This is a genomic window from Nannocystis sp. RBIL2, from assembly GCF_026626745.1.
GTDB lineage: Bacteria > Myxococcota_A > Polyangia > Nannocystales > Nannocystaceae > Nannocystis.
This window is the reverse complement of sequence record NZ_JAPNJW010000002.1, coordinates 4,892,021-4,916,923: the sequence shown is the minus strand read 5'-3', so window position 1 is coordinate 4,916,923 and position 24,903 is coordinate 4,892,021. Positions and strand designations below refer to the sequence as shown.

At 71.0% G+C, this 24,903-nt stretch carries 21 protein-coding genes; 7 read left to right on the top strand and 14 right to left on the bottom strand.

The genetic code is table 11. The annotated features are described in order from the left end of the window. The first annotated feature begins 136 nt into the window (after window positions 1-136). Window positions 137-1,270: a HEAT repeat domain-containing protein gene (locus OV090_RS44390; protein ID WP_267711009.1), complete on the top strand. Its 1,134-nt coding sequence runs from the start codon at window positions 137-139 to the stop codon at window positions 1,268-1,270. Between the two features lie 24 nt (window positions 1,271-1,294). On the opposite strand, the gene OV090_RS44385 is transcribed toward OV090_RS44390, so the two are convergent. The 4 genes from OV090_RS44385 to OV090_RS44370 all read right to left on the bottom strand — a co-directional run bounded on the left by OV090_RS44385 (window position 1,295) and on the right by OV090_RS44370 (window position 5,580). Next, window positions 1,295-1,909 (bottom strand): TetR/AcrR family transcriptional regulator, encoded by a 615-nt coding sequence (locus tag OV090_RS44385; protein ID WP_267711007.1) that lies wholly within the window; start codon window positions 1,907-1,909, stop codon window positions 1,295-1,297. A gap of 124 nt (window positions 1,910-2,033) precedes the next feature. Continuing rightward, on the bottom strand, window positions 2,034-3,473 hold the full coding sequence (locus OV090_RS44380; RefSeq protein ID WP_267711006.1) for a monooxygenase: 1,440 nt from the start codon (window positions 3,471-3,473) through the stop codon (window positions 2,034-2,036). Window positions 3,474-3,762: 289 nt separating this feature from the next. Further along, window positions 3,763-4,563, bottom strand: a complete 801-nt coding sequence (locus OV090_RS44375; RefSeq protein WP_267711005.1) for a hypothetical protein — start codon at window positions 4,561-4,563, stop codon at window positions 3,763-3,765. A 216-nt stretch (window positions 4,564-4,779) separates the two neighbouring features. Further along, window positions 4,780-5,580, bottom strand: a complete 801-nt coding sequence (locus OV090_RS44370; RefSeq protein ID WP_267711004.1) for a hypothetical protein — start codon at window positions 5,578-5,580, stop codon at window positions 4,780-4,782. 35 nt (window positions 5,581-5,615) lie between these two features. Here OV090_RS44370 and OV090_RS44365 point away from each other — a divergent pair, with 35 nt between their 5' ends. Together OV090_RS44365 and OV090_RS44360 are read left to right on the top strand one after the other, a co-directional pair. Further along, complete coding sequence (locus tag OV090_RS44365) at window positions 5,616-6,203, top strand: hypothetical protein (protein ID WP_267711003.1); 588 nt, start codon at window positions 5,616-5,618, stop codon at window positions 6,201-6,203. Window positions 6,204-6,215: 12 nt separating this feature from the next. Further along, window positions 6,216-6,650: an MgtC/SapB family protein gene (locus OV090_RS44360; protein ID WP_267711002.1), complete on the top strand. Its 435-nt coding sequence runs from the start codon at window positions 6,216-6,218 to the stop codon at window positions 6,648-6,650. A gap of 112 nt (window positions 6,651-6,762) precedes the next feature. On the opposite strand, the gene OV090_RS44355 is transcribed toward OV090_RS44360, so the two are convergent. The 3 genes from OV090_RS44355 to OV090_RS44345 all read right to left on the bottom strand — a co-directional run bounded on the left by OV090_RS44355 (window position 6,763) and on the right by OV090_RS44345 (window position 10,412). Next, complete coding sequence (locus tag OV090_RS44355) at window positions 6,763-7,353, bottom strand: sigma-70 family RNA polymerase sigma factor (protein ID WP_267711001.1); 591 nt, start codon at window positions 7,351-7,353, stop codon at window positions 6,763-6,765. Between the two features lie 90 nt (window positions 7,354-7,443). After that, complete coding sequence (locus OV090_RS44350; RefSeq protein ID WP_267711000.1) at window positions 7,444-7,821, bottom strand: cupredoxin domain-containing protein; 378 nt, start codon at window positions 7,819-7,821, stop codon at window positions 7,444-7,446. A gap of 62 nt (window positions 7,822-7,883) precedes the next feature. Next, window positions 7,884-10,412 carry a heavy metal translocating P-type ATPase gene (locus OV090_RS44345; RefSeq protein WP_267710999.1) on the bottom strand — a complete coding sequence of 843 codons (2,529 nt, stop codon included), beginning with the start codon at window positions 10,410-10,412 and terminating at the stop codon, window positions 7,884-7,886. Window positions 10,413-10,558: 146 nt separating this feature from the next. Here OV090_RS44345 and OV090_RS44340 point away from each other — a divergent pair, with 146 nt between their 5' ends. From OV090_RS44340 to OV090_RS44330, 3 genes are all read left to right on the top strand, one after another. Further along, entirely contained in the window at window positions 10,559-10,789 is a 231-nt protein-coding gene (locus OV090_RS44340) for a heavy-metal-associated domain-containing protein (RefSeq protein ID WP_267710998.1), read from the top strand. Window positions 10,790-10,914: 125 nt separating this feature from the next. After that, complete coding sequence (locus OV090_RS44335) at window positions 10,915-13,026, top strand: amidohydrolase family protein (protein ID WP_267710997.1); 2,112 nt, start codon at window positions 10,915-10,917, stop codon at window positions 13,024-13,026. A gap of 13 nt (window positions 13,027-13,039) precedes the next feature. Next, a complete protein-coding gene (locus OV090_RS44330) occupies window positions 13,040-13,402 on the top strand; it encodes a DUF309 domain-containing protein (protein WP_267710995.1) in 363 nt (120 codons plus the stop codon). A 30-nt stretch (window positions 13,403-13,432) separates the two neighbouring features. Here the strand turns inward: OV090_RS44330 and OV090_RS44325 are convergent, their stop codons facing one another. The 7 genes from OV090_RS44325 to OV090_RS44295 form a co-directional block, all read right to left on the bottom strand. Beyond that, a complete protein-coding gene (locus OV090_RS44325) occupies window positions 13,433-14,776 on the bottom strand; it encodes a TolC family protein (protein ID WP_267710994.1) in 1,344 nt (447 codons plus the stop codon). Between the two features lie 444 nt (window positions 14,777-15,220). After that, entirely contained in the window at window positions 15,221-16,567 is a 1,347-nt protein-coding gene (locus OV090_RS44320; RefSeq protein ID WP_267710993.1) for a copper oxidase, read from the bottom strand. Window positions 16,568-16,722: 155 nt separating this feature from the next. Further along, complete coding sequence (locus OV090_RS44315) at window positions 16,723-17,178, bottom strand: fibronectin type III domain-containing protein (RefSeq protein WP_267710992.1); 456 nt, start codon at window positions 17,176-17,178, stop codon at window positions 16,723-16,725. A gap of 136 nt (window positions 17,179-17,314) precedes the next feature. Beyond that, the gene (locus OV090_RS44310) at window positions 17,315-18,700 is read right to left on the bottom strand and encodes a multicopper oxidase family protein (protein WP_267710991.1); all 1,386 of its coding nucleotides are present in this window, start codon (window positions 18,698-18,700) and stop codon (window positions 17,315-17,317) included. 44 nt (window positions 18,701-18,744) lie between these two features. Then, complete coding sequence (locus OV090_RS44305; protein ID WP_267710990.1) at window positions 18,745-19,242, bottom strand: hypothetical protein; 498 nt, start codon at window positions 19,240-19,242, stop codon at window positions 18,745-18,747. Between the two features lie 276 nt (window positions 19,243-19,518). Then, window positions 19,519-21,954 carry an ABC transporter permease gene (locus tag OV090_RS44300; protein WP_267710988.1) on the bottom strand — a complete coding sequence of 812 codons (2,436 nt, stop codon included), beginning with the start codon at window positions 21,952-21,954 and terminating at the stop codon, window positions 19,519-19,521. After that, window positions 21,938-22,636 carry an ABC transporter ATP-binding protein gene (locus OV090_RS44295; RefSeq protein WP_267710987.1) on the bottom strand — a complete coding sequence of 233 codons (699 nt, stop codon included), beginning with the start codon at window positions 22,634-22,636 and terminating at the stop codon, window positions 21,938-21,940. Before OV090_RS44295 ends, OV090_RS44300 begins: the two co-directional genes overlap by 17 nt. 594 nt (window positions 22,637-23,230) lie before the next feature. Between OV090_RS44295 and OV090_RS44290 the strand changes: the two genes are divergently transcribed. Beyond that, complete coding sequence (locus OV090_RS44290) at window positions 23,231-24,823, top strand: R3H domain-containing nucleic acid-binding protein (RefSeq protein ID WP_346660416.1); 1,593 nt, start codon at window positions 23,231-23,233, stop codon at window positions 24,821-24,823. Window positions 24,824-24,903: the final 80 nt, after the last annotated feature.

Sequence of the window (24,903 nt, the reverse complement as noted above, 5' to 3'; positions counted from 1 at the left end):
GCTGGCGGCCTCGACCCGCTCGATGCGGTGACCACCTTGAGGCCCGGCCCCACGAGGATGCGGCGGGTCGCCGCTCCTCGGTCGGACGTCCCGGGCGGCAGGATCTGTTGCTGGCCGGGTCTGCTACGTTCTACCGATGGCTCGTCCCAGCGCGTCGTCCGCTCTCGCCTTCGTCCTGATCGCGTTCGGCTGTGACGAGAGACCGCCCGCGAGCTCGCAGCCCGCTCCTTCGCCGCCGGTGGCGAATGCGGGGACCGCTCCGACGTCGACCGAGGCCACGCCGATGGCCGCGAAGCAGTCGCTCGCGCGCTACGACGTCGAGGGGCGTTCGCTGGCGGTCTCGTTGACCGTCGACAAGCCGCGCGTGATGGTCAGCGAGCCCGTGTTCGCGACGCTCGTCTTCTCGGGTGACGCGCTCGAGGTCGAGGTCGGGTGGATGGGAGACAACGGCCTCGGCCGCCCGGAGAATTACCGCCTCGCCTTCGTCGACGCCGACGGGGCGACGTTGCCGGGTCCGGACCCCGGGCCGCAGTTCGGCGGTCAGAGCTGGACGGTGGCCCTCGCACCCGGGCGTGATCACCGGGCGCGGCTGCTGCTCGCTCACTGGGTCGTGGGGCTGAAGCCGGGGCGGTACACGCTCCGCGGCGAGACGACGATTCGGGTCCGCACCGACGCCGAGGCGCCGTGGCGAGAGCTCCCCGTCGCAGTCGAGGCGCCGGTCGAGGTCGTCGCCGACGACGCCGCAGCGCTGGGACGGATCTTCCGGGAGCTCGGCGCAGTCGCAGTCGGTGAACGACACGACGCCGCGAGCGAGGCTCTGCGCCAGCTCGAGGTCGTGCGCGATCCGCAAGTCATCCCCGAGTGGCTGCGCATCGCCGAGCTGCCTGACTACGCGCACAAGTTCGCCGCCGCGAGGGCGCTGGCGCTGTGGGATGACGACAGGGCGCTCGCCGCGATCGTCCGCATCGCCGCGACACAGGCCGCCGACTTGCCCGCAGTGGGCTACGCGACGGAGGCCCTGCGCGCCCAGTCCGCGGCGCAGCTGCGGGTCGCTGCGGCCCAGGCGCTAGCGACCAGCCCGCACCGCGATGCCCGGAGCGCCCTGCTGGCTCTCAAGGACGATCCCGAGCCGTCGGTGCGGCTGACCGTCGTGCATCGGCTGGCGAAGCTCACCGATCCCGCCGCGCACGCGCTGCTGACGGCCTTCGCCGCCGACGGCGACGCGACGGTGCGCGGCGAGGCTCGGCGCTACATGGCCGAGCGCCGCTGAGGTGCGTACTGGATTTCGAAGGGTTCATCCGGCGAACAGCGCCGGGTGGCCCATGCCGTATTTGACAAAATCTTGGGTCGCCTTGACCAGGTCGGCGAGCGAGCGCATGCGCGGGTTCCACCACTCGGCGGCCCAGTTCATCGAGCCGAGCAGCAGCAGGCGCGAGACGTTGATGTCGAGGCCCGGGCGGAGCTGGCCTGCGGCCTGGGCCTGGGCGAACAGGTCGCGCCACAGCCGGCTGTAGGTGGCCTCCTCGGCGGCCGGGCGGACCCGCAGCTGCTCGGGGACCTGGTTGGCGTTGCGGATCGACGCGGTCGTGTAATCGGAGATGTGAAGCTCGTAGCGGAGGTGGGCGGCGACGGCCTCGAGGATCTTTTCGAAGGGGCTGGTGCCGGCGGGCAGCGCGGCGAGCACCTCCTCGACGTGCATGCGCACGCGGTGGGCCCCGACCCACATGACCTCCTCGATCAGCGCGTCGCGCGACTCGAAGTAGTAGTAGATCGCCGGCGCCTGCACCTCGGCGGCCTCGGCCACGTCGGCCAGGCGCGTGCCGGCGTAGCCCTTGCGGCTGAGCACGTGCGCGGCGGCGTCGAGGATCCGCTCGCGCGTCCGGGCCGACTTGGTGTCTTCGCTCGCCATGGGAGTGGGCCGAGTATAACCGCTCGCGCCCGCCGCCGCAGCCGGCGAGCTCGTGCGTCCGCGCGCGCGACGACGGAGGCTGTCCCTTCGCGCATGCCCCCGAGGGCATGTGCGACAGGACAGGTCACGGGCTGTCGGTGCTGACGTAGACCATGCCGAGGCACATCTCGTCCTCGGTGCCCTCGCCCCACTTGAGCGAGGAGTCGCCGGCGGAATTATCAAAGTGGCACTCGAGGCGGACGCTGTCGGTCGGCTCGATCGTGATCGGCGCGGCGAACTCGTAGATGCCCTGCCAGTTGAAGTCCCAGCGGGGCACGTCGATGAGGCAGGCCTCGGGGTCGCCGCCGCTCTGGACGACGAGGCTGGCCCGCGCGCCGCGGGTGTGCATGTGGACGCCGGCCATGTGGGCGAGCATCGGCTTGCCGACGCCGATGGCCTCGTCCTGGTAGAGGTACTGGATGACGGAGCCGAGGTCGATGGTGAACGAGTGGGTGACGTCGGCCTGGCCGGCGGGGATCGTCATCGCCGGGGCGTCGACCATCCAGCCGGGGTGGGCGATCGGCAGCAGCAGGGCCGGGCGCGCGACGGTCTCGGCGGTGCGGACCATGATCGTCGACTGGTCGGCGATCGGCGCGCCGTTCGGGTGGTAGTGCATCTGCATGGCGATCTTCGAGCCCGGCTTGACGCGGATGCCGGTGCCCTCGGGCAGCGCGCCGGAGCTGGCGCCCGGCACCCACGCGCCGAGCCACTGCGCGCGCGGGCTGGCCTCGCCGCCGGGGCCGCCGTAGCACGGGTAGCCCGGCCCCGGGTCGGCGGCGTCGAGCGCCTCGAAGTCCTCGAGCTCGTCGGGCGGGATGATGAAGGCGATCACGTGATGGACGATCTCCCGCGCCCCGGGCTCGATCGTGAAGGCAGTCGCGTAGGTCTCCTGGTCTTTGGGCCAGTCGAGGAGGAAGCAGCGGTAGTCGTCCGCGATCCCCTGCGCCGGCGTGAACGGCTCGGGGATCCCGATCTGCACGTCGTAGGCGATCGGCGGGGCGTCGTCGTCGGGCGGCGGGGGAGCGTCGTCGGGATCGCCGGCGGGCGCGTCGGCGGCGATCCACGCGAGCACGAGCTCGCGCTCGTCGTCCGTGAGTCCGCGGTCGTGGGCGAACTGATTGCAATCGGCGCCCGGCGGCCACGGCGGCATGGTGCGGTCCTCGATCGCGGGGGCGAGGATCTTGGCGAACATGCCGGCCTCGTCGTAGTTCGTCAGGGAGAACGGGGCGATGTCGCCGGGGCGGTGACAGGTCGCGCACTTGGCGTCGAGGATCGCCTTGATGTCGCGGTAATAGGTCGGCCCGACCGGGTCGCCGGTGGTGCCCGTCGGCGAGGTGGTGGTCGGTTCGTCGCTCGTGGTCGTGGAGGTGGTCGCGGGCGTGTCGGTGCTGGCGTCGGTGGTCGCAGGGCCAGGGTCGGTCGCGGCGGTGGTGCTGGCGTCGGTGCCGGACGTCGGCGTGTTCGACGAGTCGTTGCAAGCGGTGAGAGCGACCAGCGTGAACACGAACGAGCGCGCGCGAGACATCGCGACCAGGATATCCCGCGCGGCTCAGGCGGGGAACTCGAGCTGCGGAGAGGTCAGGACGAGCGAAAGACGCGGGGCCGGTGGTCGCCGCGTGGCAGGGCAGGGGAGGCGCGCTGGATTGGCGGCCCACGGGCTGGGTCGCGCAGGGGGCGCGAGGGCGACTGCCGTGTCCTTTCGCGCGTAGCGATCGTCGCGGCTTCGGCCGACTTGCATGCAGACGCCCGCTGATTCGATCGTCGAGGTCCGAGGTCTGCCCGCTCCCGGAGCGACGGGCACCCGGCGACGCACCTCACGGACAGATCTTGCTCAGCGCCGGGCAGTAGTCGGCCACCACCTCGCCGGCGATGTCCCAGCCGTCGGCCTTCAAGGCGATCGTGAACGAGATGTGGGCGTCGGGCGTGACCGGCGTCCCCTCCGGATCGCACCAGAGGTTGTCCTCGGAACCGCTGTCATATTGGAGGATCGAGATCTCGCCCGCGATGCTCGCGGACTGGCCGTCGAAGTGCGCCTTCACCTCTGCAGGGCCGGTGCCGATGAAGTCGTCAGGCCACATGTCCATGTAGCTGCTGATCGAAATCTCCAGGTGGTCGACGCCATCCATCTCGAACGGTGGGGCCTCCACGCCGGATGCCTCGGAGTACAGGTACAGGAACCGCGTGCCGCCGCATTCGCCGCCCGAGATGCTGTAGACGGCCCACGGCAGGGCCCTCGTGCCGACCGGCGTCTGGGCCTGCACGCTCGACGTCGGTTCGTCGGGAGCGACGCAGCACGGCGCGGCCTCTCCGGTGGTGCTGCCCTCGGGGGCGGTCATGCCCCCGCTCGAGGTGTCGCCCGTCGTCGAGGTCGCCGGCGTCGGACCGGTGGTCGACGGTTCCGCGCCCGTGCTGTCGGTCGTCGTCGATCCCTCGGTGGTCTGCGCGCCGGTGGTCGGTACCTCGGTGGTGGACGCCGTGCTCGTCGACGGGAACGGCGTGTCCGTCGACGAAGGGGTCGAGCTCGACGGATCGGGGTCCGTCGCGGTCGAGCCGCCCTCCGGCGCCTCTGGCCCGCACGCCGCCATCATCAACCAACAAATCGCGAGTCGCTGCATCTGCTGCATCCTAGCATTCGCGTCGGCCGGGCTCACGGGCTCGCGCGGAGCGCTCGGCGCAGGTCTCGTGCTTTGCTTCCTGCGAAAGGTCCGCGAGAGCCTGCCTCGCTCGACGGATTCAGGCCGGCCTGGCCACCAGCCCCGGCTCCACGATCGACCTGTCCGAATAGACAGCCGATGACGCCCCGGGGTGCGCGCGTCCTCGGGCTTGCGAATTCACATGACTTTTGGGACAGGTCGACGCGGCCTCCGCCTGCGAACGCCGATGAGCGCGAGCAGGGCGAGGAGCCCGTGCGGCCCGTCCGTGAGGTGGCAACCCGCACAGCCGCCCTTGTCGCCGCCGCCTCCGCCGCCCGTGTTGCTGCCCGTGCCGCCGCCCGTGGAGCTGCTCGTGCCGTTGCCGGTGGTCCCCGGCTGGCCACCGGTGGTCGGGGTCGCCTCGGTGCTGCCGTTGCTCGTGCCAGTGGTCGTACCGCTGGTGGTCGTGCTGGTCGTGCTGCTCGTGCTCCCCGTGGTCGTGCTCGTGCTGCTCGTGCCGTCGCCGGTGCTATCGCTGCTCGTGCTCGTGTTCCCCGTGCTGGTGCTCGTGCTGCTCGTGCCGCTGCCGGTGCTATCGCTGCTCGTGCCGCTGCTCGTGCTGCTGCCGGTCTCGCTCCCACTGGACGACGTCTCACCGGACGGGAGGCACAGGTCGATGGCCTGGCAGGTCTCGCCGGCGCCGCGGCAGGTATCCCCGGGCGAGCACGCGCCGCCGTGGACGTGCTTGGGCTCCGGGAAACAATCGAGGACGCGAATGCACGCCTTCGTCGCCTGGCAGATCGTGCCGTCGGGGCACTCGTCGTCGTTCGTGCAGACCAGCGCGTAGCACTCCGCACCGCAATGGCCGGTGCCCCCCTCGCTGCCGGGCGGGCAGTCGTCCGGCGGTTCACGAATGACATCGGCGCGCGCGGGGCCGGCGAGCAGCGCGAATGCGGCCGCGAGGGGCCAGGCGAGGCGCACGGGGCGAGACAGGTTCACGGTTTTCCTCGTCGTCACGCTATCATCCGCCGAACGTGATGGACAGCCGTCACCTCACCGCGCTGCTGCTCGTGGCCGGCCTCGCGTGCGAGCCTGCGGCGCGGCCCTGTCCGGCGGGTACCGTCGCCCACGCCGAGCGCGCACGCACGCTGGTCGCCGCGGCCCGCGGCTCGCGCGTCGGACCCGCGATCGCTGGCGCGAGCCCGACGATCTGCTTCGGCGGCCACGCGCGCGGCACGGTGCGCCCCGACGGCGTCGTCGTGCTGGCGGACTCGCTCGACCACGCCGCCGCCACCGCCCGCCTGGCGCACCAGTGGATGCACGTCGCCGACGGGCTGCACCAGTTCCCCGCCGCCGACGTGCCGTGCGATCGCCAGCTCGCGGCGGCGCTGGCCGCCGAGGCGCGGGCGATCGTCGCCGAGATCGAGGTGTGCGACGAGCTCGCGTGCGACGCGGCGCCCTTCACGTTCGCCGCCGAGGTGCGGGCCGCCGCGCCTGCCGAGCGTGCGGGCCTCGTCCTCGCGCGCTTGCAGGCCGAACCAGAGGCCGACGGCCTCGCCGTGCTGGTCCGTGACTATCGCACGCGTTGCCCCGGCGGGGCTGAACCCCGGCGGTCGGAGTAAAGTGCGCGCCGCATGGACGCCATCCTCGTCGGACACGAGCTCGAATTCCTGATTCGCATCGCCGTGTGCCTGCTCTGCGGCACGACCATCGGCGTCGAGCGCGAGCTACGCAGCAAACCCGCCGGCATCAGCACGAACTGCTTCGTGATCGCCGGCGCGTGTCTGTTCACGTTCATCTCGCAGCAGGCCGATCCGAGCAGCCCTGCCCGCATCGCCGCGCAGGTCGTGTCAGGCGTCGGCTTCCTCGGTGCAGGCATGATCCTGAAGGCCGCCGGCGACAAGATCACCAACCTGACCACGGCCGCGTCCGTGTGGTTCGCGGCCGCGATCGGCATGTCCATCGGCATGGGCTGGTACGTGGTCGCCGCGATCGCCACCGTCTATGCGGTCCTGGTACCGCGTATCCCGCACGTCAAGTCATGGGTGAAAGAGACGCGGGACGAATGATCGCGGCACGAGGTCGAGGGCGAGCCCGGCGCTGTCTCGATTTGCCAAGCGTCGGAACACCCCGGCGAGAGCAGCGCGAGCCTCGGGCCAGCGTCCAGGCGGCCTCGCGCGGTCACGAGCCGCATCCTCCGCCGCCGGTGCCACAGGTGCAGTCGAGGCAACCGTGTTCGGCACAGGTGCCGCACGAACGGGCGACCTGCTTCTTCAGCGCATCACGGGCGCGAAACACCCGCACCGCCGCATTGTTCGCGGTGATGCCCGCCTCGGCCGCGTAGTCCTTGACCGCGAGACCGTCGAGCTCGATGCGCCGCAGCGCCTCCGCGTACTCCGGCTTCAGGGTGTCGGCGAGCCGCGCCACGCACTGACAGACCGCGCCGTGGAGTTCGGGAGCAGGTTCGACTGCCTCCTCGAGCTCGGCCGCGAGGGCGTCGAGGCGACGGCCCGCCGCGGCGTCGCGCCGCCGGCGATCGATCACCGCGTTGCGCAGCAGCCGGTAGAACCAGGCGACCGCGGCCTCGTCGTCGCGCAGGCCGCCGAGCTTGTCGAGGCCGCGCACGAACGCGTCCTGCAGGATGTCCTCGGCGACGGCTCGGCTGCCGACCCGCAGCTGCAGGAAGGCGAGGAACTCGCGGTGGTTGGCGACGAGCCGGCTCACCACTTCAGGCGTCGGCTTCGGCTCGGTGTGCGTCTCTCGGGCGCTCATGACCTGTTCTCCTCGTGCGTGCAGCGGCCGTCAGGCAGTCACGCTCCGCTCGCGCCGACCGGGAGCGCGAGCGCGAGCGACGTCGCACCGCTAGGGCTTGCGCGCCACGACCTCGAGCACGCCCCTGATCATGTTCATCCCGCACTTGAACTCGTACTCGCCGGGGCTGAGCGCCGGCAGTTCGAGGATGACCGACTGATCGGTCGGCAGCTCGCGGCGGATGCCGAGGGCGGCGAACACGACCTCACGCGTGCATGGCGACTGCTCGCGACGGACGAACTTCAGGCGGACGCGCTCTCCCTCGGCGACGGTGATGCGGCCGGGTCGATAGTCTCCGTCGACGATGACCTCGATCTCACGGACCGCCGGCGCCTGCGCGACGGTCGCAGCATCGGCCTGGGCGGGAAGGACGCCGACGACTGCGGTGACGCCGAGGGACAGGACGACAGGGAGGATGACTGTGGACATGGTGAGCTCCTGCATTTTTTCCAATGGGGCTGACGCAGCGGTCGGTGGGGCATTACACCCGCTCAAGCCGTGGCGAAGCGCCGCAGGCGCAGCGAGTTCGTCAGCACCGACACGCTCGACAGCGACATCGCCGCGCTCGCCAGGACCGGGGACAGCAACCAGCCGGTCCACAGGTACAGCGCCCCGGCGGCGATCGGGATCCCGATCACGTTGTAGACGAACGCCCAGAACAGATTCTGCCGGATCGTGCGCAGGGTCCGGCGTGCCAGTCGCAGTGCGACGGGCAAGCTCGAGATCCCACCCCGCAGCAGCGCGATGTCGGCGGCCGCGATGGCGATGTCGGTGCCGGTGCCGATCGCCACCCCGACGTGCGCGCCGGCCAGCGCGGGCGCGTCGTTGACCCCGTCGCCGACCATCGCCACCACCCGACCGCGCGCCCGTTCGTCGGCGACCACCTGCGCCTTGTCCTCCGGGCGCACCTCCGCGATCACGCGGTCGATGCCGAGCTCGGCCGCGATGGCCGCCGCGGTGCTTCGGCGATCGCCCGTCACCATCGCCACCTCGATCCCCATGTCCCTCAGGCTGGCGACGGTCTGCCTCGCGCCCGCGGTCGGGCGATCCGCGACTGCGACGAGGCCGGCGAGGACGCCGTCGACCGCGACGAACGAGGGGGTCCGTCCGCGCTCCGCGAGACCTTCGGCCTCGGCCTCCAGACTCGCGGCGTCGACGCCGCTGCGGCCCAGCCAGGCGCTCGTCCCGACGAGCACGACCCGGCCGTCGACGCTGCCCGCGATCCCGAAGCCCGGCTCCATCCGAAAATCACTCGCCTGCGCGGCCCGGATCTCCCGCTGCCGGGCGCCCTCGACGATGGCCCGCGCGACCGGATGCTCGCTCTCCCGCTCGACCGCAGCGACCAGCGCCAGCAGCTCGGCGGCGCTCCACCCCGTGTCCGGCACGACGTCGGTCAGCTCCGGCTTCCCTTCGGTCAGGGTGCCGGTCTTGTCGAGCAGCACGGTGTCGACGCGGCTCGCCGCCTCGAGCGCCGCCCCGCCCTTGACGAGGATCCCGAGCTCGGCGCCCCGCCCGGTGCCGACCGCGACCGCAGCCGGAGTCGCCAGGCCGAGCGCGCATGGGCACGCGATCACGAGGACCGCGACGAAGCGCTCGATCGCCACCGCGAAGCCCGCCGCGGTCGGATCGACGGCGATCCAGGCGAGCAGGGCGACCCCTGCGATAGCGAGCACGATCGGCACGAAGTAGCTGCTGACGACGTCGGCGAGCCGCGCGATCGGGGCGCGCGAACCCTGCGCCTGCTCGACGGCCTCGACGATCCGCGCCAGCGCGGTCTCGCTGCCCGTGTGCGTCACTCGCACCACCAATGCGCCGCTCTGGTTCAGAGTCCCGCCGAACACCGGCGCGTCCTTCGTCTTGTCGACGGGGATGCTCTCGCCGGTCAGCATCGATTCGTCGACCGCGGACACGCCGCGGACGATCACGCCGTCGGTCGGGATCCGCTCGCCAGGGCGCACGAGCACGAGATCGCCGGGCACGAGTGATTCGACGGGCACGTCGTCCTCGCGGCCGTCGTTGACCCGCCGCGCAGTCGTCGGCACCAGCGCGACCAGACCGCGGACCGCGTCGGACAGGCGCCGGCGCGCCCGCGTCTCGAGCAGCTTGCCGAGCAGCACGAAGCTGATGATCGCCGCGGCTGCCTCGTAGTACAGGTGCGGCATCACTCCGTGCTCGGCGTGCGGGAACAGGCCGGGCAGCGTCAGGGTGACGGTCGAGTAGACCCACGCGGCGAGCGTGCCGATGCTGACCAGAGTGTTCATGTCGGCCGCGCCGTGGCGCAGCGCCTTCCAGGCCAGCCGCAGGAACCGCCGGCCAGGACCGAACACGACCGGCGTGGCGAGGCCGAATTGTAGCCACCGGCCGAACGTGCCCTCGGTGCCGGGGATGGCGCCGTGCGACATGGCCACGATCAGCAGCGGGACGCTGAGCGCCGCGGCGAGGATGAAGTCGCGGCGGAGCCCTCGTTGCTCCCGCTGCTCGGACTGCTCGAGCGCCTCGGCCCGAGTCGCCGCTTCGGAGCGTGCAGCCGGGGCGGCGTCGAAGTTCGGCACGGAGTAGCCGGCCTTGGTGATCGCCTCGACCAGCGCACGCGGCGAAGTCGTGTCCGGCGCGAAGCGTACGGTCGCGCGCTGCGTGACCAGGTTGACGGTCGCCTCGCTCACTCCTGGCACCGCGCGCAGCGCCTTCTCGATCCGCCGGACGCAGTTGGCGCAGGTCATGCCCGCGATCGGCAGCTCGACGCTCGTCGTGCTGGCGGCCGCGGCCCGCGGCACTTCATAACCGGCGTCCTCGATGGCCCGGGTGAGCGCTGCGTGCGTCGCGGCCGCAGAGTCGAAGGTGACGCTCGCGCGCCCCGTGACGAGGTTGACGTGCGCCTCCTCGACGCCGGGGACGGCCTTGAGGGCGCGCTCGACCCGGACGACGCAGCTGGCGCAGGTCATCCCCTCGATCGGCAGGTCGGCGCGGGAGGCAGCGTCCTCGGGCGTCGCGGTTCTCGCAGTGACGGCGGTGCTCGGCATGATTTCCTCGACTCGCTGACGCCGGACCCTGCCAAGCATTACAGCTCGTTCGGCGGGCGACGCGCAGACGCGAGCCTGTAATGCGCACGGACTCGTCGCGTCTCCTCGATGCGAGCCGCGAGAGCTGGGCCGCAAGGAGACCTGTCATGAACACGCATCACGAAACCATCCTCGACGTCCCGGGCATGAGCTGCCAGTCGTGTGTCCGCCACATCCACGCGGCCCTGGGGGAGCTGGACGGGGTCGCCGAGGTGGAGGTCCGGCTGAGCGACGGCAAGGTGCTCGTGCGTCACGACCAGGACAAAACGAGCGTGAACCACCTGATCGCGGCGCTGGGCGAGGCCGGCTACGAGTCGTCCCTCGCAGCAGCCGCGTGAACCATCCCCGGCGCGAGCCGTGAGGGTGGCCGTTCGGTTCGAGCGGCACCGGCGGCGTCCCCTGTGACGCCGCTTCGGCGCTCCGCGCTGTACATCCCGGCGCTCCGTCCGATATACGGTCGGAGATGTCGAGACTCTCGCGCTTCGCGTTCCTGCTCACCTGCGTCGCGGCGTGTCGTCCGACGCCGGGGCCGTCCGCCACGACCCCGGCTGCGACCGGCGTCGCCGCCGAAGCGGCGCCCGGCGAGCGCGCGGGGCCGGTCGGGGCGCCGGACGGCAAGCGCGAGGTGGTCGAGACCACCGTCTTTCATCTTCACAAGTTCCTGCAGCGCATCGGGGTCGAGCGCGACACGTACACCCGCGACGGCGCGGGCGAGCTCGAGGCGAAGGCGTCGTTCGGCTTCCAGGATCGCGGCAGCCAGGTGACGCTCGCGGCGTCGTTCCGGCTCGGGCCCGACGGCGCGCCGCGTGATTATCAGGCGTGGGGCAAGACCTCGCGGATGTCGTCGCTCGACGAGCGCGTCCTCGTCGCGGCCGACGGCTCGTTCATGCACAGCCGGGTCGGCGAGGCGCCCGTCCGCGGCGAACCGTCCGGCGCGTACGTCGTCGCTTCGGGCTACGCGCCGCTGCTCGCCCAGGATCTGCTGCTCCGCGCGTGGGTCGCCCGCGGCCGCCCGGCGACCATGACGCTGTTGCCCGCGGCGACGCTGACGATCGAGTCGCGCGGCAAGCAGGAGCACGAGGTCGAGGGCAAGCGAGTGACCCTCGAGCACGTGAGCGTGCGCGGGCTGGTGTGGGGCCGCGAGGACGCGTGGCTCGACGACGCGGGCAGGCTCGTCGCGGTGGTGACGCGGGACGCCGAGTTCGATCACTTCGAGGCCGCGCGCGAGGGCTTCGTCGCGCTCCTGCCGGAGCTCGTGTCCCGCGCGGGCGCCGACGGCGTCGCCTGGCTGTCCGAGGTCGGGCAAGCCGCGGTCCGAGGGCCGGCGGGAGTGGTCGCGCTCGTCGGCGCCGACCTCATCGACGGCACCGGTCGTCCCACGGTGCGCGACGCGGTGGTCGTCTACGACGGCGACAAGATCGTCGCTGCGGGACCGCGCGCGTCGACGCCGATCCCGCCCGGCGCATCGACGCTCGACGTCTCCGGCAGCACGATCCTCCCTGGCCTGTGGGACATGCACGCGCACGTGCAGCAGGTCGAGCAAGGCGCCGCGTATCTGGCGGCCGGCGTCACCACAGTGCGCGACCTCGGCAACATCCTCGAGTTCGTGACCGGCATCCGCGACACCCTCGACGCGGGCAAGGGGCTGGGGCCGCGGATCCTGGTGAGCGGCATCGTCGACGGCGACGGTCCGCGCGCTCTCGGGACGGTGCGGATCCAGCAGCGAGAAGACATCGCGCCGGTGCTCGATCGCCTGAAGCGCGCCGGCTGCCTCGAGGTCAAGCTCTACTCGAGCGTCGCGCCCTCCCTGGTGCGGCCGATCGCCGAGGCGGCGCACCGCCGCGGCATGCGGGTGGTCGGGCACGTGCCGGAGGGGATGAGCGTGCTCGAGGCCATCGCGGCCGGCTACGACGGCGTGAGCCACGTGCAGTTCTTGTTCGATCCGCTGTTCGCTCCGGGCGAGGCCGGGAAGCTGTCGCGCGAGGCGCGGGGGCGCCGGATCGCCGACGCCGACGTCGCGGCGCCTCCGCTCGCGCAGGTGGTCCGCGCCTTCGCGGCGAAGAAGGTGATGCTCGACGACACCCTCGCTCTCTACGAATTGATGACTCACACCGCCGAAGAGAACGCGCGCCGCGAGCCCGGCCTCGCCAAGCTGCCGCGCGAGCTTCGGGGGCTGTTCGATGGTTCGGCGCCCGCGCAGGCGGCGCTCGACGGCGAGATTTTTTCCAAGTACCTGGCGCTCGTCGGGGCGCTGCATCGCGCCGGGGTCCCGATCGTCGCCGGGACGGACATTTCGGTGCCGGGTCATTCGTTGCACCGTGAGCTCGAGCTGTACGTGCAGGCGGGGTTCTCGCCGATGGCGGCGATTCAGGCGGCCACCAGCGTCCCGGCGCGCATGATGGGCCTGCAGGCGCAGGTCGGCACTGTCGAACCGGGGAAGCGGGCGGACCTGGTGCTCGTGGCCGGCGATCCGATCGCCGACATCCGCAACGTCCGCAAGGTGACGACAGTGGTCGCGCGCGGCCGGATGTACGATCCAGCCGCGCTGTGGCGAATCGCCGAGTTCACCCCGTGATGCAGCGAGGTCGATGACCGTGCCGCCGACGAGCCTCGACACGCCGCTCGCGCGCGGCGTCGCGCTGTTCAACGAAGGCGCCCATTTTGCCGCCCACGAGGCCTGGGAGGACCGCTGGCGCGTCGCCACCGACCCCGAGGAGCGCCGCCTGCTGCAAGGCCTGATCCAGGTCGCCGCGGCCCACTACAAGCTGCGCGTGCAGGGCAAACCCGAGAGCGCCGCGCGGCTGCTCGCGCGCGGCCTGGCGAAGCTCGACGCGTGTGCGGCGGACGCCGGCGGCCTCGCGCTCGCCGACTTTCGTGACGCGACGCGGGCGTGGTTCGCCGGCGAATCCCCGCAGGCCGTCGCGGGGCCGCTGCTGTCGTTTCGGCACTGACCCCTCGACGAATCATCAGAGCGGCGCGCATCACTCGTTCTCGGGGCCGAGGCGGCCGCCGACTGCGAGCTCGAGGTCGCTGCGGGCGATCCAGTAGTCGCGAAGGGCCTCGACGTAGTGACGGTGCGCCTCGATCTGGTCCGAACGCGTCTCGAGCAGCTGGTAGGTGCCCACGAGCATCGCGTTGTACTGCAGCAGCGTGAGGTCCGTGATCGACTCGGCGCGCGGCAGCACCGTCTTCTGGTAGTGCTCGACCTTCCGGCGCGCCGCGACCACCTCGGCTCGGTGCACGCGGATCTCCGAGCGCGCGTGGATCGCAGCGTCTTGCAAGCGGTGCTGCGCCTGCCGCAGGTACGCCTGGATGCGCGCGAGGTCGGCGTGTCCGGGGTCGAAGATCGGCAGCTGCAGCGCGAGCGAGCCGCCGAGGACCGGCTCGTGACCCGCGTCGTTGCCGACCTCGTTGCGCATCACGAAGCCCGCCTCGATCCCCGTCACGATGCCCCGTCGACGCAGCCCGAGGGCCTGGGTGATCGACTTCACCTCGACGCGAGCCGCGGACAGATCGAGCCGGTCGGCGATGCCCTGCTGCTCGAGGCGGCCGAGCTCGACCTCGTTCGGCAAGGCGTCCGCGAGGGGGCCCGCGAGCTTCCAGGCGACGTCCTGGCCCCACAGCCCGAGCAAGCGGGTCAGCGTCTCGCGCTCGACCAGGGCGGCGAGCTCGGCGTCGGCGAGCTCGACGCGGGCTCGGTCCAGCGCGGCGGCGAACAGCTGCTGATCGAGGGGATTGATGTTGCCGGCGTCGAACTGGCGCTGCGCCAGCTCGTGAGCGACCTCGGCCGCCTGCGCGCGGCCGCGGTACAGCTCGAGCATCTGCTGGGCCGCCTGCGTGCGCACGAACGCAACCTTGACGTCCCGCGCCAGCATCAGGGCTGCCTGGCCGACCGTCACGATGGCGTGATTGAGCCGAGCCTGCGCCAGGCGCCGCTTGGCGGGGATCAAGAACGCGCTGAGGAGGCTCTGCGTCAGCGACAGCCCGCCGCCGAGGCCGAAGCCGCGGGTCGAGTCGACGAGGTCGCCCGCGATCACAGGGTTCTCCAGCAATCCCGCCTGCACGAGCTCCGCCTGGGCGACCCCGAGCTCCTCGAGCACTGCCCGCAGCTCACGGTTGTTGAGCATGGCGACCTGTAGCGCGCGCTCCAGAGTCAGCGGCTCCGCGGTGAGCTCGGCGACGCGGTCTCGCACGCGGGCGCGGCTCTCCGCGTCCTGCTTCTCGGGGACCCCATCGGCCAGGCCGACGCGGCTCTCGACGATCTCCCCGACGTCTCGCCGTGCCTGGGTCGGCTGGACCGAAGCGCATCCCAGGAGCGCAGTCACGGCCGATAGAATGAGAGCGCTGGTTTTCATCGCGGAGTACCCTCCTGATTGGGAGGCGCTGCGGGCACGTGGGCGCCGCCGTCGTGGCCTGCGTGCTCGGACTTTGCCGGCGCATTCGCGGGCTGCTCCGAGGCACCGCCATCATGGTGCCCGTGTCCGGCATGGTCATCGGCCGCTGCGCCGTGATTCATGTGCCCGTGCCCGGAGTGGCCATGTCCCATGTGCTCGTGCCCGTCCTGCGGCTCGGCCGGCGCGTCGGCGAAGGCCGAAATCTCGTAGGGATTCGCACGAACCTCGTACGGCGCTGCAGGAGCGCTCGGGTCGGCAGGATCGGCTCCCGGAGGCTCGGGCGGGAGGCCTGCGCGGCAGGCCGACAGCGCCGCGAGCAGCGAGGCGAGGAGACGAGCACGACCGTGGCTGATGAGAGCGCGGCGGATCGGAGTTTCACGCTTGGATGCCATCACGAGCCATGTCCTCCTTCCTTGCGAGATCGGCGACAGTGCCGGGCGGGTGCTCGTACCAGCCGGGATCCTTGTTCTCGTCGCCGATGTCCTCGTCGCGCACCTTGACGATGGTGAACATGCCGCCCATCGTGATGGCGTCGAACGGTCCCCTGGCGCCGACCATCGGGATGCTGTTCTTCGGGACAGGCATTCCCATCTCGGCCATGTCGCCCATCCCGTGCTCGCCCATCGGCATGTAGCCGCGGACGACGCGGCCACCGAGCGCGCCGACCTTCCGTGCGTCGACGCCGATCATGTTCGGGATGTCGTGTCCCATCTGGTTCATGACGTGGTGGGTCATGTGGCAGTGCATCGCCCAATCTCCGGGTGCATCGGCGACGAACTCGACATCCCGGGTGCTGCCCGTGGGCACCAGCACCGTGGTCTCCGGCCATTGCGCGGACACCGGCAGCGGGCCGCCGTCGGTGGCCACGACCTTCCAGTAGTAGCCGTGCAGGTGGATCGGGTGGTGATCCATGGCGCTGAGGTTGCCGAAGCGGATCCGCACCCGCTCGCCGGTGCGGCACACGAGCGGCGCCGTGCCCGGGTACGCCTTGGCGTTCATGGTGAGGACGTTGAAGTCCGTCATCTCGTTAGGGTCGGGCCGCTTGGCCCCCGGCACGATCTTCCACTCGCTCAGCATGATCACGAAGTCCCGGTCGACCCGGTAGCCCTGGGGCGCCGGTCGCGGGTGGACGACGATCATGCCCAGCATGCCCAGCGCCATCTGGGTCATCTCGTCGTGGTGCGAGTGGTACATGAAGGTCCCGGACTGCTTGAAAGTCCATTCGTAGCGGAACGTCTCCCCCGGGGCGATCGACCGTTGATTGAGGCCACCGACCCCGTCCATGCCGTTCGGGAGGAAGATCCCGTGCCAGTGGACCGTCGTCGGCGCGGGCAGCTTGTTGGTGACGTAGACCCTGACGCGGTCGCCCTCGACGGCCTCGATCGTCGGTCCGTGGACCCTGCCGTTGTAGCCCCAGCACCGCGCGCGAAGGCCGGGGGCGAACTCGTGATCGACCTCCTCGGCGATGAGGTGATAGACCTTCACGCCGTCGACGATCTTCCACTCCAGGGTGGCGCCCCCGGGCGTGACAGTCGGCTGGTAGTCGCGCCCGGGCTGTCCAGGCGCGCGCGCGGCGGAGGACCCTCCGCCGCTGTAGCTCGACTCCCACTTGTGAACAGGAGCTGCGGCCTGCACCTCTCGACTCGTCAAGGCGGAGGCTGCGCCCCCGAGGGTCGCGCTGGCCAGGAGGGCTTGCCGTCGACTGAGTTTCGTGTCTGTCATGATTGTCCTCGAATTTTTGCGATGCTCCGCGACTCAGGCATGTCGTGAGCAACAGACGCAACAAAGGCGTCTGCACATTGATCTATCCATGATCGAACCCGGTTCACCGAACCGGGTCGATCGACGCGTCTTCGGCCTCGATCGAGGCCCGAGCATCACGGGATCTGGACCGTGATCTCGTCGGAGACCGCCTCTCCGCTGGCGTTGACGGCCTTGACGCGGTAGACGTAGCTCTTGCCCGACGCGACGTCGGTGTCGTGGAAGGTGACGGAGTCGAACGGCAGCTCGATGACGACCGAAAACTCCGCGTCGCCGTCGGCCTTGTTCTCGATGACGAAGTCATCTTCGTTGTCCGAGGCATCCTTCCAGGTGAGGTGGACGCCACCGTCGAGGATGCTGCCCGCGAGGTCGGTCGGCGCCGCCGGCGGCTCCGCGGCCGTGGTGGTCGGACTCGAGCTCTCGCCCGTGCTCGAGGTCGTCGTGTCCGCAGTGTCGGCGCCGCCGTGCGTGCCCGCGTGAGTCGTGGCGTCGGTGCTCTTGTGGTCCTGGCCGCAAGCGGCGAGGAGGACTGTGAGGGTCAGGGCGAGCGGGGCGGCGTGTCGGTGTCGCATGGGGCTGTCATTCACTGGACGTTGAGGGCGATGGAGCATTACGCGGGAAATTTTCGCGGTCGCTGCGGTCCGGATCGCTCGCGCGGAAGGGCGCGGCAGCCGCCGCGCCGGGCGTGGCAGGAGTCCTCAGCGCCGCTTACGGCGCCTGTCCGACCTGCAGGACGCCCATCATGCCGCGCTCGGCGTGCTCGAGAATGTGGCAGTGGTACATCCACAGGCCGGGGTTGTCGAAGTCGACGGCGATCCGCACGGTCGACTTCTTCGGCACGTTGACGGTGTCCTTCCAGCCGAGGTGCGGCTGATCGAGCACCTGAAAGAAGGTGCCGTGCAGATGGAAGGGGTGGTCCATCTCGGCGTCGTTGACGATCTCCCACACCTCGACGTCACCTGTCCCGACGACCAGGGGGGTGACGTCGGGATAGGCCTCGTCGTTGATGAAGAAGCGCGGCTCGGCGGTGGGGCTCGCGGGCTCCTCTTCAGACAGCGTGAAGCTGCGGCGCGGCGTGTCGGGCGTCACCGGCAGCGGCTCGACCTTGCCTCGCGGCTCGGGCGACCTCGGCGCAGGGCTCGCAGGAGGGGCGGTGAGGGCGAAGGTGGCGAGGGGCCGCGGACCGAGGTCCGGCAGCTCGTGGCCGCGGTCGTAGTGCAGCGTCTGCAGCTCGATCGTGTCGCCCTCGGCGCCCCCGAGTTCGACGAGCAGCTCGTAGCGCTCGCCGGGCGCGATGACCAGATCGTCGACCTCGTAGGGCTCGGGCAAAAGGCCGCCGTCCCAGCCGATGACGCGCAGCGGGTGCCCGGGCAAGCTGACGTTGAAGTAGGTCCCGTTGGCGCTGTTCAGCAGGCGCCAGCGCTCGCGCCCGCCCGCAGGGGCTTCGAGGCGCGGGAGCCTCTCGCCGTTGACGAGGAGCACGTTGCCTTGCCGGCCGACCATGAGGTCCAGGCCGGTGATCGTCGGCGAGAGCTCGCCGCTCGACTCGACCTTGACGTCGTCGAGGACGAGGACGCGGTCGGTGTCGACCGTGAAGTCGTCCTCGCCGCGGACGACGATCGGCGCGTAGAGGCCGCGCTCGATCTGCTCATCCGCTCTCAGGTGCGGGTGGAACCAGAAGGTGCCCGCCTCGGTGAGCGTGAACTCGTAGGTGAAGGACTGTCCGGGGTCGACGGCCATCTGCGAGACGTTGCTGCCGTCGTGCATCGCCGGCACCTTGATGCCGTGCCAGTGCAGCGTCGTCGGCTCCGGCAGGTCGTTGCGGAAGTGGACGGTGACGTGGTCGCCGACCTTGCCGAGCAGCATCGGACCCGGCACGCGGCCCTCGTCGCCGTCCACGTTGCCGTCGTGGTAGGTCCAGACGTCGGCGGGCTTGCCGGGGAGGAACGCCCACCGACTCGGCGCAGCGACGACGCTGACCTCGATGGCGTTTGGATCTGGCTCGACGTCGACAAGAGGCACCGGACCGACCGGCGCCTCCAGAGGCCTCGTCCGCGCATCACCGTTGCAGGCGAGCAGCACGAGCGCGGCCATCGGAGCTCTCATGATCGGATGTCGCATTCGATTCTCCGGGTTCGCTAGGGCGCGGGTTCGACGGAATGGACGCGGACCTGACCGGTCGCCGCGAGACGGGTCGTCAGCCGCACCGGAGCAGCGCCGGCGTTCTTCCAGAGGTACGAATAGAGGCCCGCGCGGGGCGCCGCGAAGCGCACCTTGCCGTCGGTGCCGGCGCCTTCGGCGTGGATGACGACATTGTCCCCGTCGTGGCTATGGACATTCCACTCGAGCGGTCCGCCCGTGGCCTCGAAGGTCACCTCGGTCGAGGACCCTTCGCCCATGTCGAGGTTGATCTCGGCGAACTTCCCGGGCGCGAGGACCACGTCTTCGAGGGTGTTTTTCGAAGTCTCCGGCGTTGCGCTCCTGCACGCGCCGTCGCCGGGCGTGTGCCCCCCGCAACGGCCGAGGTCGTGACGACAGGACGCTTCGCCGCGCGAACCGGGCCCGGCGGGGACTTCGGTCGCTTCGGTTTTCGGATGGGATGTACAGGCGAGGCCGCTGGTGGCGAGGGCGCTCATCACGGCGAGGATCTCGGAGGCACGCATGACCGTAAAATGTAAGGCCAAGCACGGGACGTGCCAGTCCGGGTCTTTGCGAGATCCTTGGCGAAGCGAAGCCAAGCGCGGGCGACGCGGGCCCGGCCTGAGAATATTCTGCAGCGGCCTCAGACATTTGTGATGAGGCCGATCGCGCTGTGCAGTGGGCGTCCGAGGCCCCGACAGGACGAAGCTGCGCCGCCCGCGGCGCTGCCTCGTGCGGTCATCACTCGCACGGGCAGCGCCGCGTCGAGCGGGTCATTCCTGGCGCAGCGCCCCGATTGGATCGATGCGAGTGGCTCGGCGCGCAGGGACATAGGCCGCCAGCAGCCCGATCACCACGAGCAGCAGCGTCACGCCGAAGTACGTCGCGGGGTCGGTCGGGCTGACCTGCTGCGTCAGCAGCGACGTCATCAGCCGCGTCAGCGCCAGCGCTCCGACGAGCCCGAGCGCGGCGCCGGCGACGATCAGCACCAGGCCCTGCCGCACCACCAGCCACACGACGTGGCGGGGCTGGGCCCCCAGCGCCATGCGGACCCCGAGTTCGTGCGTCCGCTGGGCCACCGAGTTGGCCATCGTCGCGTACAGGCCGACGGCCGCCAGCAGCAGCGCCAGCCCGGCGAACACCGACAGCAGCGCGCTCGTGAAGCGGCGCGGGGCGACCGAGTCCGCGATGTACTGCTCGAGCGTCTGCACCGCGAACACCGGTTGGTCGGGGTCGACCGCAGTGACCGCCTCGCGCACCTGAGTCGCGTACCCGAGCGGATCGCCCTGCGTGCGCACGCTCAGCGTCATGCCCGACGCGACCCTCGCCTGGATCTGCTCGGGCAGCTGCCGGTACGCGTAGTACATCTGGTACTGCGTCCGTTGCGGCCCGTCGAGCCCGTAGTGGGCGACGTGGCCGACGACCCCGACGATCTCGGCGACGCCCTTGTCGGTCATGCCCTCCTGCAGCTGCTGGCCGATCGGGTCCTGCCCGGGGAAGAACTTGTCGGCGAGGGCCTGATCGATGACCAGCGCCAGCGGGGTCTCGGTCGTGTCCTGCGTCGTGAACGTGCGCCCGGCGTGCAGCGGGATCTTCAGCGTCTCGAAGTAGCCGGCGTCGACGAAGTATGCGACCGCCATCTTGGTGTTGGCGATGACGCGCGGCTCGCCGGCCAGCAGGAACGAGCTCTCCGAGGCGCCGGCGAACGGCAGGCCCGACGACGCCGACGCCGACACGACGCCGGGGATCTCGGCGACGCGGCGCTCGAGCTCGGTCCAGAACCGGCGCACCTCGGTGGCGGTGTCGTAGCGGGCGGTCGGCAGCGAGAGCTCCATCGTCAGGATGTCCCCGGGCTCGAAGCCCGGGTCGACGTCGGTGAGCCTGGCGAAGCCGCGGAGCGACAGGCCGGCGCCGACCAGCAGGACCAGCGCCAGCGCGACCTCGAAGACGACCAGCAGGTTGCGGATCCGGAGGTGGCCGCCGGCCGCGGTGGCGCGGTGGTCGGCTTCCTTGAGCGCCTGGGCGAGGTCCTGCCGCGAGGCGTAGATCGCCGGCACCAGCCCGAACAGCAAGCCGGTGCCGAGCCCGACCGCGAGCGTGTACGCGAGCACCGGGGCGTCGATCTCGACAGGTCCCAGCACCTCGATCGCCTGCGGGCGCGCGGCTGCCAGCAGGTCGACGCCCCACAGCGCGATCAGGAGGCCCATCGCGCCGCCGACGAGCCCGAGCAGCGAGCTCTCGACCAGCAGCTGGCGGATCAGTCGCCAGCGCCCGGACCCGAGCGCGGCCCGGATCCGCATCTCCTTCTGCCGCGTCATCGCCCGCGCGAGCATCAGATTGGCGACGTTGGCCGCGGTGATCAGCAGCACGAACATCACCGCGCCGTACAGCAGCAGGATGCCCTCGCGGAGGTCCTCGACGAGGTCCTCGTGCATGTCCTGCAGGCGCGCGCGGGTGTCCTGGACCTGCTCGTGGATCTTCGCCAGCCCGTCGCCGACCGCCCGCAGGTCGGTGGTCGCCTGCTCGATCGTGACGGCGGGCTTGAGCCGGCCGACGACGGTGATCCCCGGGTGGCTGCCGCGCGACTGGTAGTTCAAATCGTCGGCGCGCAGGCCGATCGGGATGATGACGTCGGAGGTGCCGAAGAACCGGAAGTCCGGCGGCATCACGCCCACCACGTCCCACGGCGCGCCGTCGAGGGTGATCGGCTCGCCGACGATGTCCGGGTCGCCGGCGAAGCGGCGCTGCCAGAACCCGTGCGTCAAGATCACCGCCTTCGGCCCGTGCGGCCGGTCCTCCTCGGCCAGGAAGTTGCGCCCCAGCAGCGGCTCCACCCCGAGCACCGGCAGCACGCTCTGCGAGAACTGCTGCGCCTTGAGCCGCTCCGGCTCGCCCTGGCCGGTGATGTTGACGCTCGCGTTGTTGAACGCGCCCATGTCGACGAAGGTCGAGCTCTGCTGCCGGTAATCGACGTAGTTGAGGTACGCGACCGACATCTCCTCGAACTTCGGCTGGGTCTCGGTCAGCACGACCAGCCGCTCGGGCTGCTCGTACGGCAGCGGGCGCAGCAGCACCGCGTTGACCGTCGAGAAGATCGCCGTGTTCGCGCCGATGCCGAGCGCGAGCGTGAAGACGGCGACGAAGGTGTAGCTCGGGCTCTTGGCGAGCACGCGCGCGGCGAACCGCAGCTCTCTAAGCAACGCGATCATGGACGGTCTCCTCGACGACGCGGCCGTCGAACAGGTGGATCGTGCGCTGGGCCTGGCGCGCGTAATCGGGGTTGTGCGTCACCATCAGGATCGTCGTGCCCGAGCGGTGCAGGTCGCGCAGCAGCTCCATCACGGCGTCGCCGTTCTTCGAGTCGAGGTTGCCGGTCGGCTCGTCGGCGAGCAGGAGCAGCGGCTCGCCCGCGACCGCCCGCGCGAGCGCGACGCGCTGCTGCTGACCGCCCGACAGCTGCGCCGGCAGGTGGCGGCCGCGGTGGGCCATGCCGACCCGCTCGAGCGCCGCGGCGACCCGTCGTTGCCGCTCGGCGGACGCCATCGGGCGGTAGGTCAGCGGCAGCTCGACGTTCTCCGCGACGGTGAGGTCGCCGATCAAGTTGAAGCTCTGGAACACGAAGCCGATCCGCTCGTTGCGGACGCGCGCGCGCTCGGAGCCGGACAGGCCCGAGACCGGCCGGCTGTCGAGCAGGTAGGTCCCCGACGTGGGCGTGTCGAGCAGGCCGATGATCGACAGGAGCGTCGTCTTGCCCGAGCCGGACGGTCCCGCGATACACACGTACTCCCCGCGCGGGACGTCGAACTGAATGTCGGCGACCGCGTGGGTCTCGACCTCGTCGGTGTGGAAGACACGGGTCAGCGCTTTCAAGCAGATCAGTGGTTCGGCCATTGCTTGTCTCTTCGTGCGGCGATTCGAGCTCGAGTCGTCAGCACCAGCGACGCGCCGGCGAGCGCCGCGGCGACGAGCCTGCGGCGATACCTGGCGAGCCGGCTCCGCTGCCTGGGACTGCCCACGCCCCCTTCCCAGCGAAGAGCGTGCCACATGTGATTCCGCGGCATTAGGGCGGCTGGCGCGCCCGGCAGTGTTCGGAGACGACGTGCCCGATCCCATTTCCGGACACCGCGGTCGCCGCCGCGCCGACCGCATCGCCGAAGCAGACTTCGTGGTCCGGCTGGCTTCGCGTTCATCTCTGCGGGTTGGGCAATTGCCTTCAGCAGGCGATTGCACTGAGCGGAGAATGATGCGTCCCGCGGATGCTCGAGCCGCGGGAGGCGTAGCGATCCATCCACGGGCTGGCGGGACCTCGGGCCTGCAGGTCGTCGTGACGGAGCTCGACCCCCTCCTGCCAATGTCTCGTGAGACGAGGTCCCCGCGAAATTGGGAGAGCAGAGGCCGTGAATCACGAGCATGAGCCACCGAGCTCGACTGGCCGCGGCCTGTCCGATCCCGCGTAGGCGCACGCGCCCAACGTTGCCCGGATCCATGGCGGACCTCGCCGGGCGGCATTATGTGGGGTCCGTGACAAGCACAACGGACCACGAACTCGGACTTCTCATCGGGGTCCTGCCCGCCGAGCTGCAGAGCGCCGTGCGCGCGCTGGCGCCGGCTCAGTTGCTCGAGGTGGTGATGGACCTCGGTCGCACGCCCGAGGCGCGGCTCGAGAACCGCGCCGAACGCCTCGCTGGCACGCCCGTCAGCCGCGCGGAGATCGACGCCGTGCTCAGAGAGCTGAGCCCGGTGGGCGAGGACAACCGAACCGGCATCGAGGGCACGCTGCACCGGATCTCGGTCATCCGAAACCGGCGCGGTGAGGTCGTGGGGCTGACCCTGCGCGTCGGCCGCGCGGTGGTCGGCGCGATCGATCTGCTGCGGGATTTGGTCGAGACCGGGCAGAACGTGCTGCTGCTGGGCCGGCCGGGTGTCGGCAAGACGACCAAGCTGCGGGAGATCGCGCGCGTGCTGGCCGACGACCTGGGACGGCGCGTCGTCGTGGTCGACACCTCCAACGAGATCGGCGGCGACGGCGACGTGCCGCACCCCGGTATCGGCGCCGCGCGGCGGATGCAGGTGCCGCGGCCCGACCGCCAGCACGCAGTGATGATCGAAGCGGTCGAGAACCACATGCCCGAGGTGATCGTCGTCGACGAGATCGGCACTGGGGCCGAGGCCGCGGCCGCGCGCACCATCGCCGAGCGCGGGGTGCAGCTCATCGGCACGGCGCACGGCAACACGCTCGAGAACCTGGTGCTGAACCCGACCCTCTCGGACCTGGTCGGCGGCGTGCACACCGTCACGCTCGGAGACGAGGAGGCGCGGCGGCGACGCTCCGCGAAGACGATCACCGAGCGTCGAGGCGCTCCCACCTTCGATGTCGTGGTCGAGATGGTCGGTCGCGACGAGGTCGTGGTGCATCACGACGCTGGCGCCGCGGTCGACCGCTTGCTCGCCGGCGAGGCCGTGAGGGGCGAGCGCCGGCAGCCGGGCCGCGCTCCCGCGCCCGCTGTCCCCGAGGCCGCGCCCGCGGCCCCCGCAGTCCCCGCCAGCCGCATCCGGGTGGGGAGCCCGGCCACGTGGGAGGGCCCGGTGCGGGTCTACCTGCACGCGCTCAGCCGCGACCTCCTGGCCCGCGCTCTCCGCGACGTCGCGGTGGACGTGCAGATCGTGAACAACCCCGAGCATGCTGACATGATCATCGCGCTGCGCGCCCGGGCGGACGACCAGAAGATCCGCCGACTGGCGGAGGAGGGTCGGCCGGTGCACACGGTCAAGCGCAACAGCGGCTCGGAGCTGCGACGCGCGCTGCAGGCGGCCTTCCCGACGGTGCCGGGCATGGATGACGAAGTCGTCCGCGAGGCGATCGTCGAGATCGAGCAGGCGATCGAGCGGGCAGTGAGCGAGAACATCACAGTGGCGCTGCGGGCTCAGACGCCGCCGTTGCGCAAGGTGCAGCACCGGATCGCGGCGCGATACCACCTCGTCGAGGTCTACTCGGAGGGCCACGAGCCCTTCCGCCACCTGGTCGTCCGTCCCGCGGGGAGCGACGATTTCGACGAGGACGAGGCGGTCTCGCCCTGACCCTTGTGCGGCGTCAGCTCGCGACCACCCCCTCGAGTTCCATGACCCGCGCGCCCCCACGGCGACGCGCGGACCACGGC

What these genes read in the sequence shown, in the direction of transcription:
- OV090_RS44390 (WP_267711009.1), top strand. Translation starts at nt 137, where the DNA reads ATGGCTCGTCCCAGCGCGTCGTCCGCTCTCGCCTTCGTCCTGATCGCG.
- OV090_RS44385 (WP_267711007.1), bottom strand. Translation starts at nt 1,909, where the DNA reads ATGGCGAGCGAAGACACCAAGTCGGCCCGGACGCGCGAGCGGATCCTC.
- OV090_RS44380 (WP_267711006.1), bottom strand. Translation starts at nt 3,473, where the DNA reads ATGTCTCGCGCGCGCTCGTTCGTGTTCACGCTGGTCGCTCTCACCGCT.
- OV090_RS44375 (WP_267711005.1), bottom strand. Translation starts at nt 4,563, where the DNA reads ATGCAGCGACTCGCGATTTGTTGGTTGATGATGGCGGCGTGCGGGCCA.
- OV090_RS44360 (WP_267711002.1), top strand. Translation starts at nt 6,216, where the DNA reads ATGGACGCCATCCTCGTCGGACACGAGCTCGAATTCCTGATTCGCATC.
- OV090_RS44355 (WP_267711001.1), bottom strand. Translation starts at nt 7,353, where the DNA reads ATGAGCGCCCGAGAGACGCACACCGAGCCGAAGCCGACGCCTGAAGTG.
- OV090_RS44350 (WP_267711000.1), bottom strand. Translation starts at nt 7,821, where the DNA reads ATGTCCACAGTCATCCTCCCTGTCGTCCTGTCCCTCGGCGTCACCGCA.
- OV090_RS44345 (WP_267710999.1), bottom strand. Translation starts at nt 10,412, where the DNA reads ATGCCGAGCACCGCCGTCACTGCGAGAACCGCGACGCCCGAGGACGCT.
- OV090_RS44340 (WP_267710998.1), top strand. Translation starts at nt 10,559, where the DNA reads ATGAACACGCATCACGAAACCATCCTCGACGTCCCGGGCATGAGCTGC.
- OV090_RS44335 (WP_267710997.1), top strand. Translation starts at nt 10,915, where the DNA reads ATGTCGAGACTCTCGCGCTTCGCGTTCCTGCTCACCTGCGTCGCGGCG.
- OV090_RS44330 (WP_267710995.1), top strand. Translation starts at nt 13,040, where the DNA reads ATGACCGTGCCGCCGACGAGCCTCGACACGCCGCTCGCGCGCGGCGTC.
- OV090_RS44320 (WP_267710993.1), bottom strand. Translation starts at nt 16,567, where the DNA reads ATGACAGACACGAAACTCAGTCGACGGCAAGCCCTCCTGGCCAGCGCG.
- OV090_RS44315 (WP_267710992.1), bottom strand. Translation starts at nt 17,178, where the DNA reads ATGCGACACCGACACGCCGCCCCGCTCGCCCTGACCCTCACAGTCCTC.
- OV090_RS44310 (WP_267710991.1), bottom strand. Translation starts at nt 18,700, where the DNA reads ATGGCCGCGCTCGTGCTGCTCGCCTGCAACGGTGATGCGCGGACGAGG.
- OV090_RS44305 (WP_267710990.1), bottom strand. Translation starts at nt 19,242, where the DNA reads ATGAGCGCCCTCGCCACCAGCGGCCTCGCCTGTACATCCCATCCGAAA.
- OV090_RS44300 (WP_267710988.1), bottom strand. Translation starts at nt 21,954, where the DNA reads ATGATCGCGTTGCTTAGAGAGCTGCGGTTCGCCGCGCGCGTGCTCGCC.
- OV090_RS44295 (WP_267710987.1), bottom strand. Translation starts at nt 22,636, where the DNA reads ATGGCCGAACCACTGATCTGCTTGAAAGCGCTGACCCGTGTCTTCCAC.
- OV090_RS44290 (WP_346660416.1), top strand. Translation starts at nt 23,231, where the DNA reads ATGGCGGACCTCGCCGGGCGGCATTATGTGGGGTCCGTGACAAGCACA.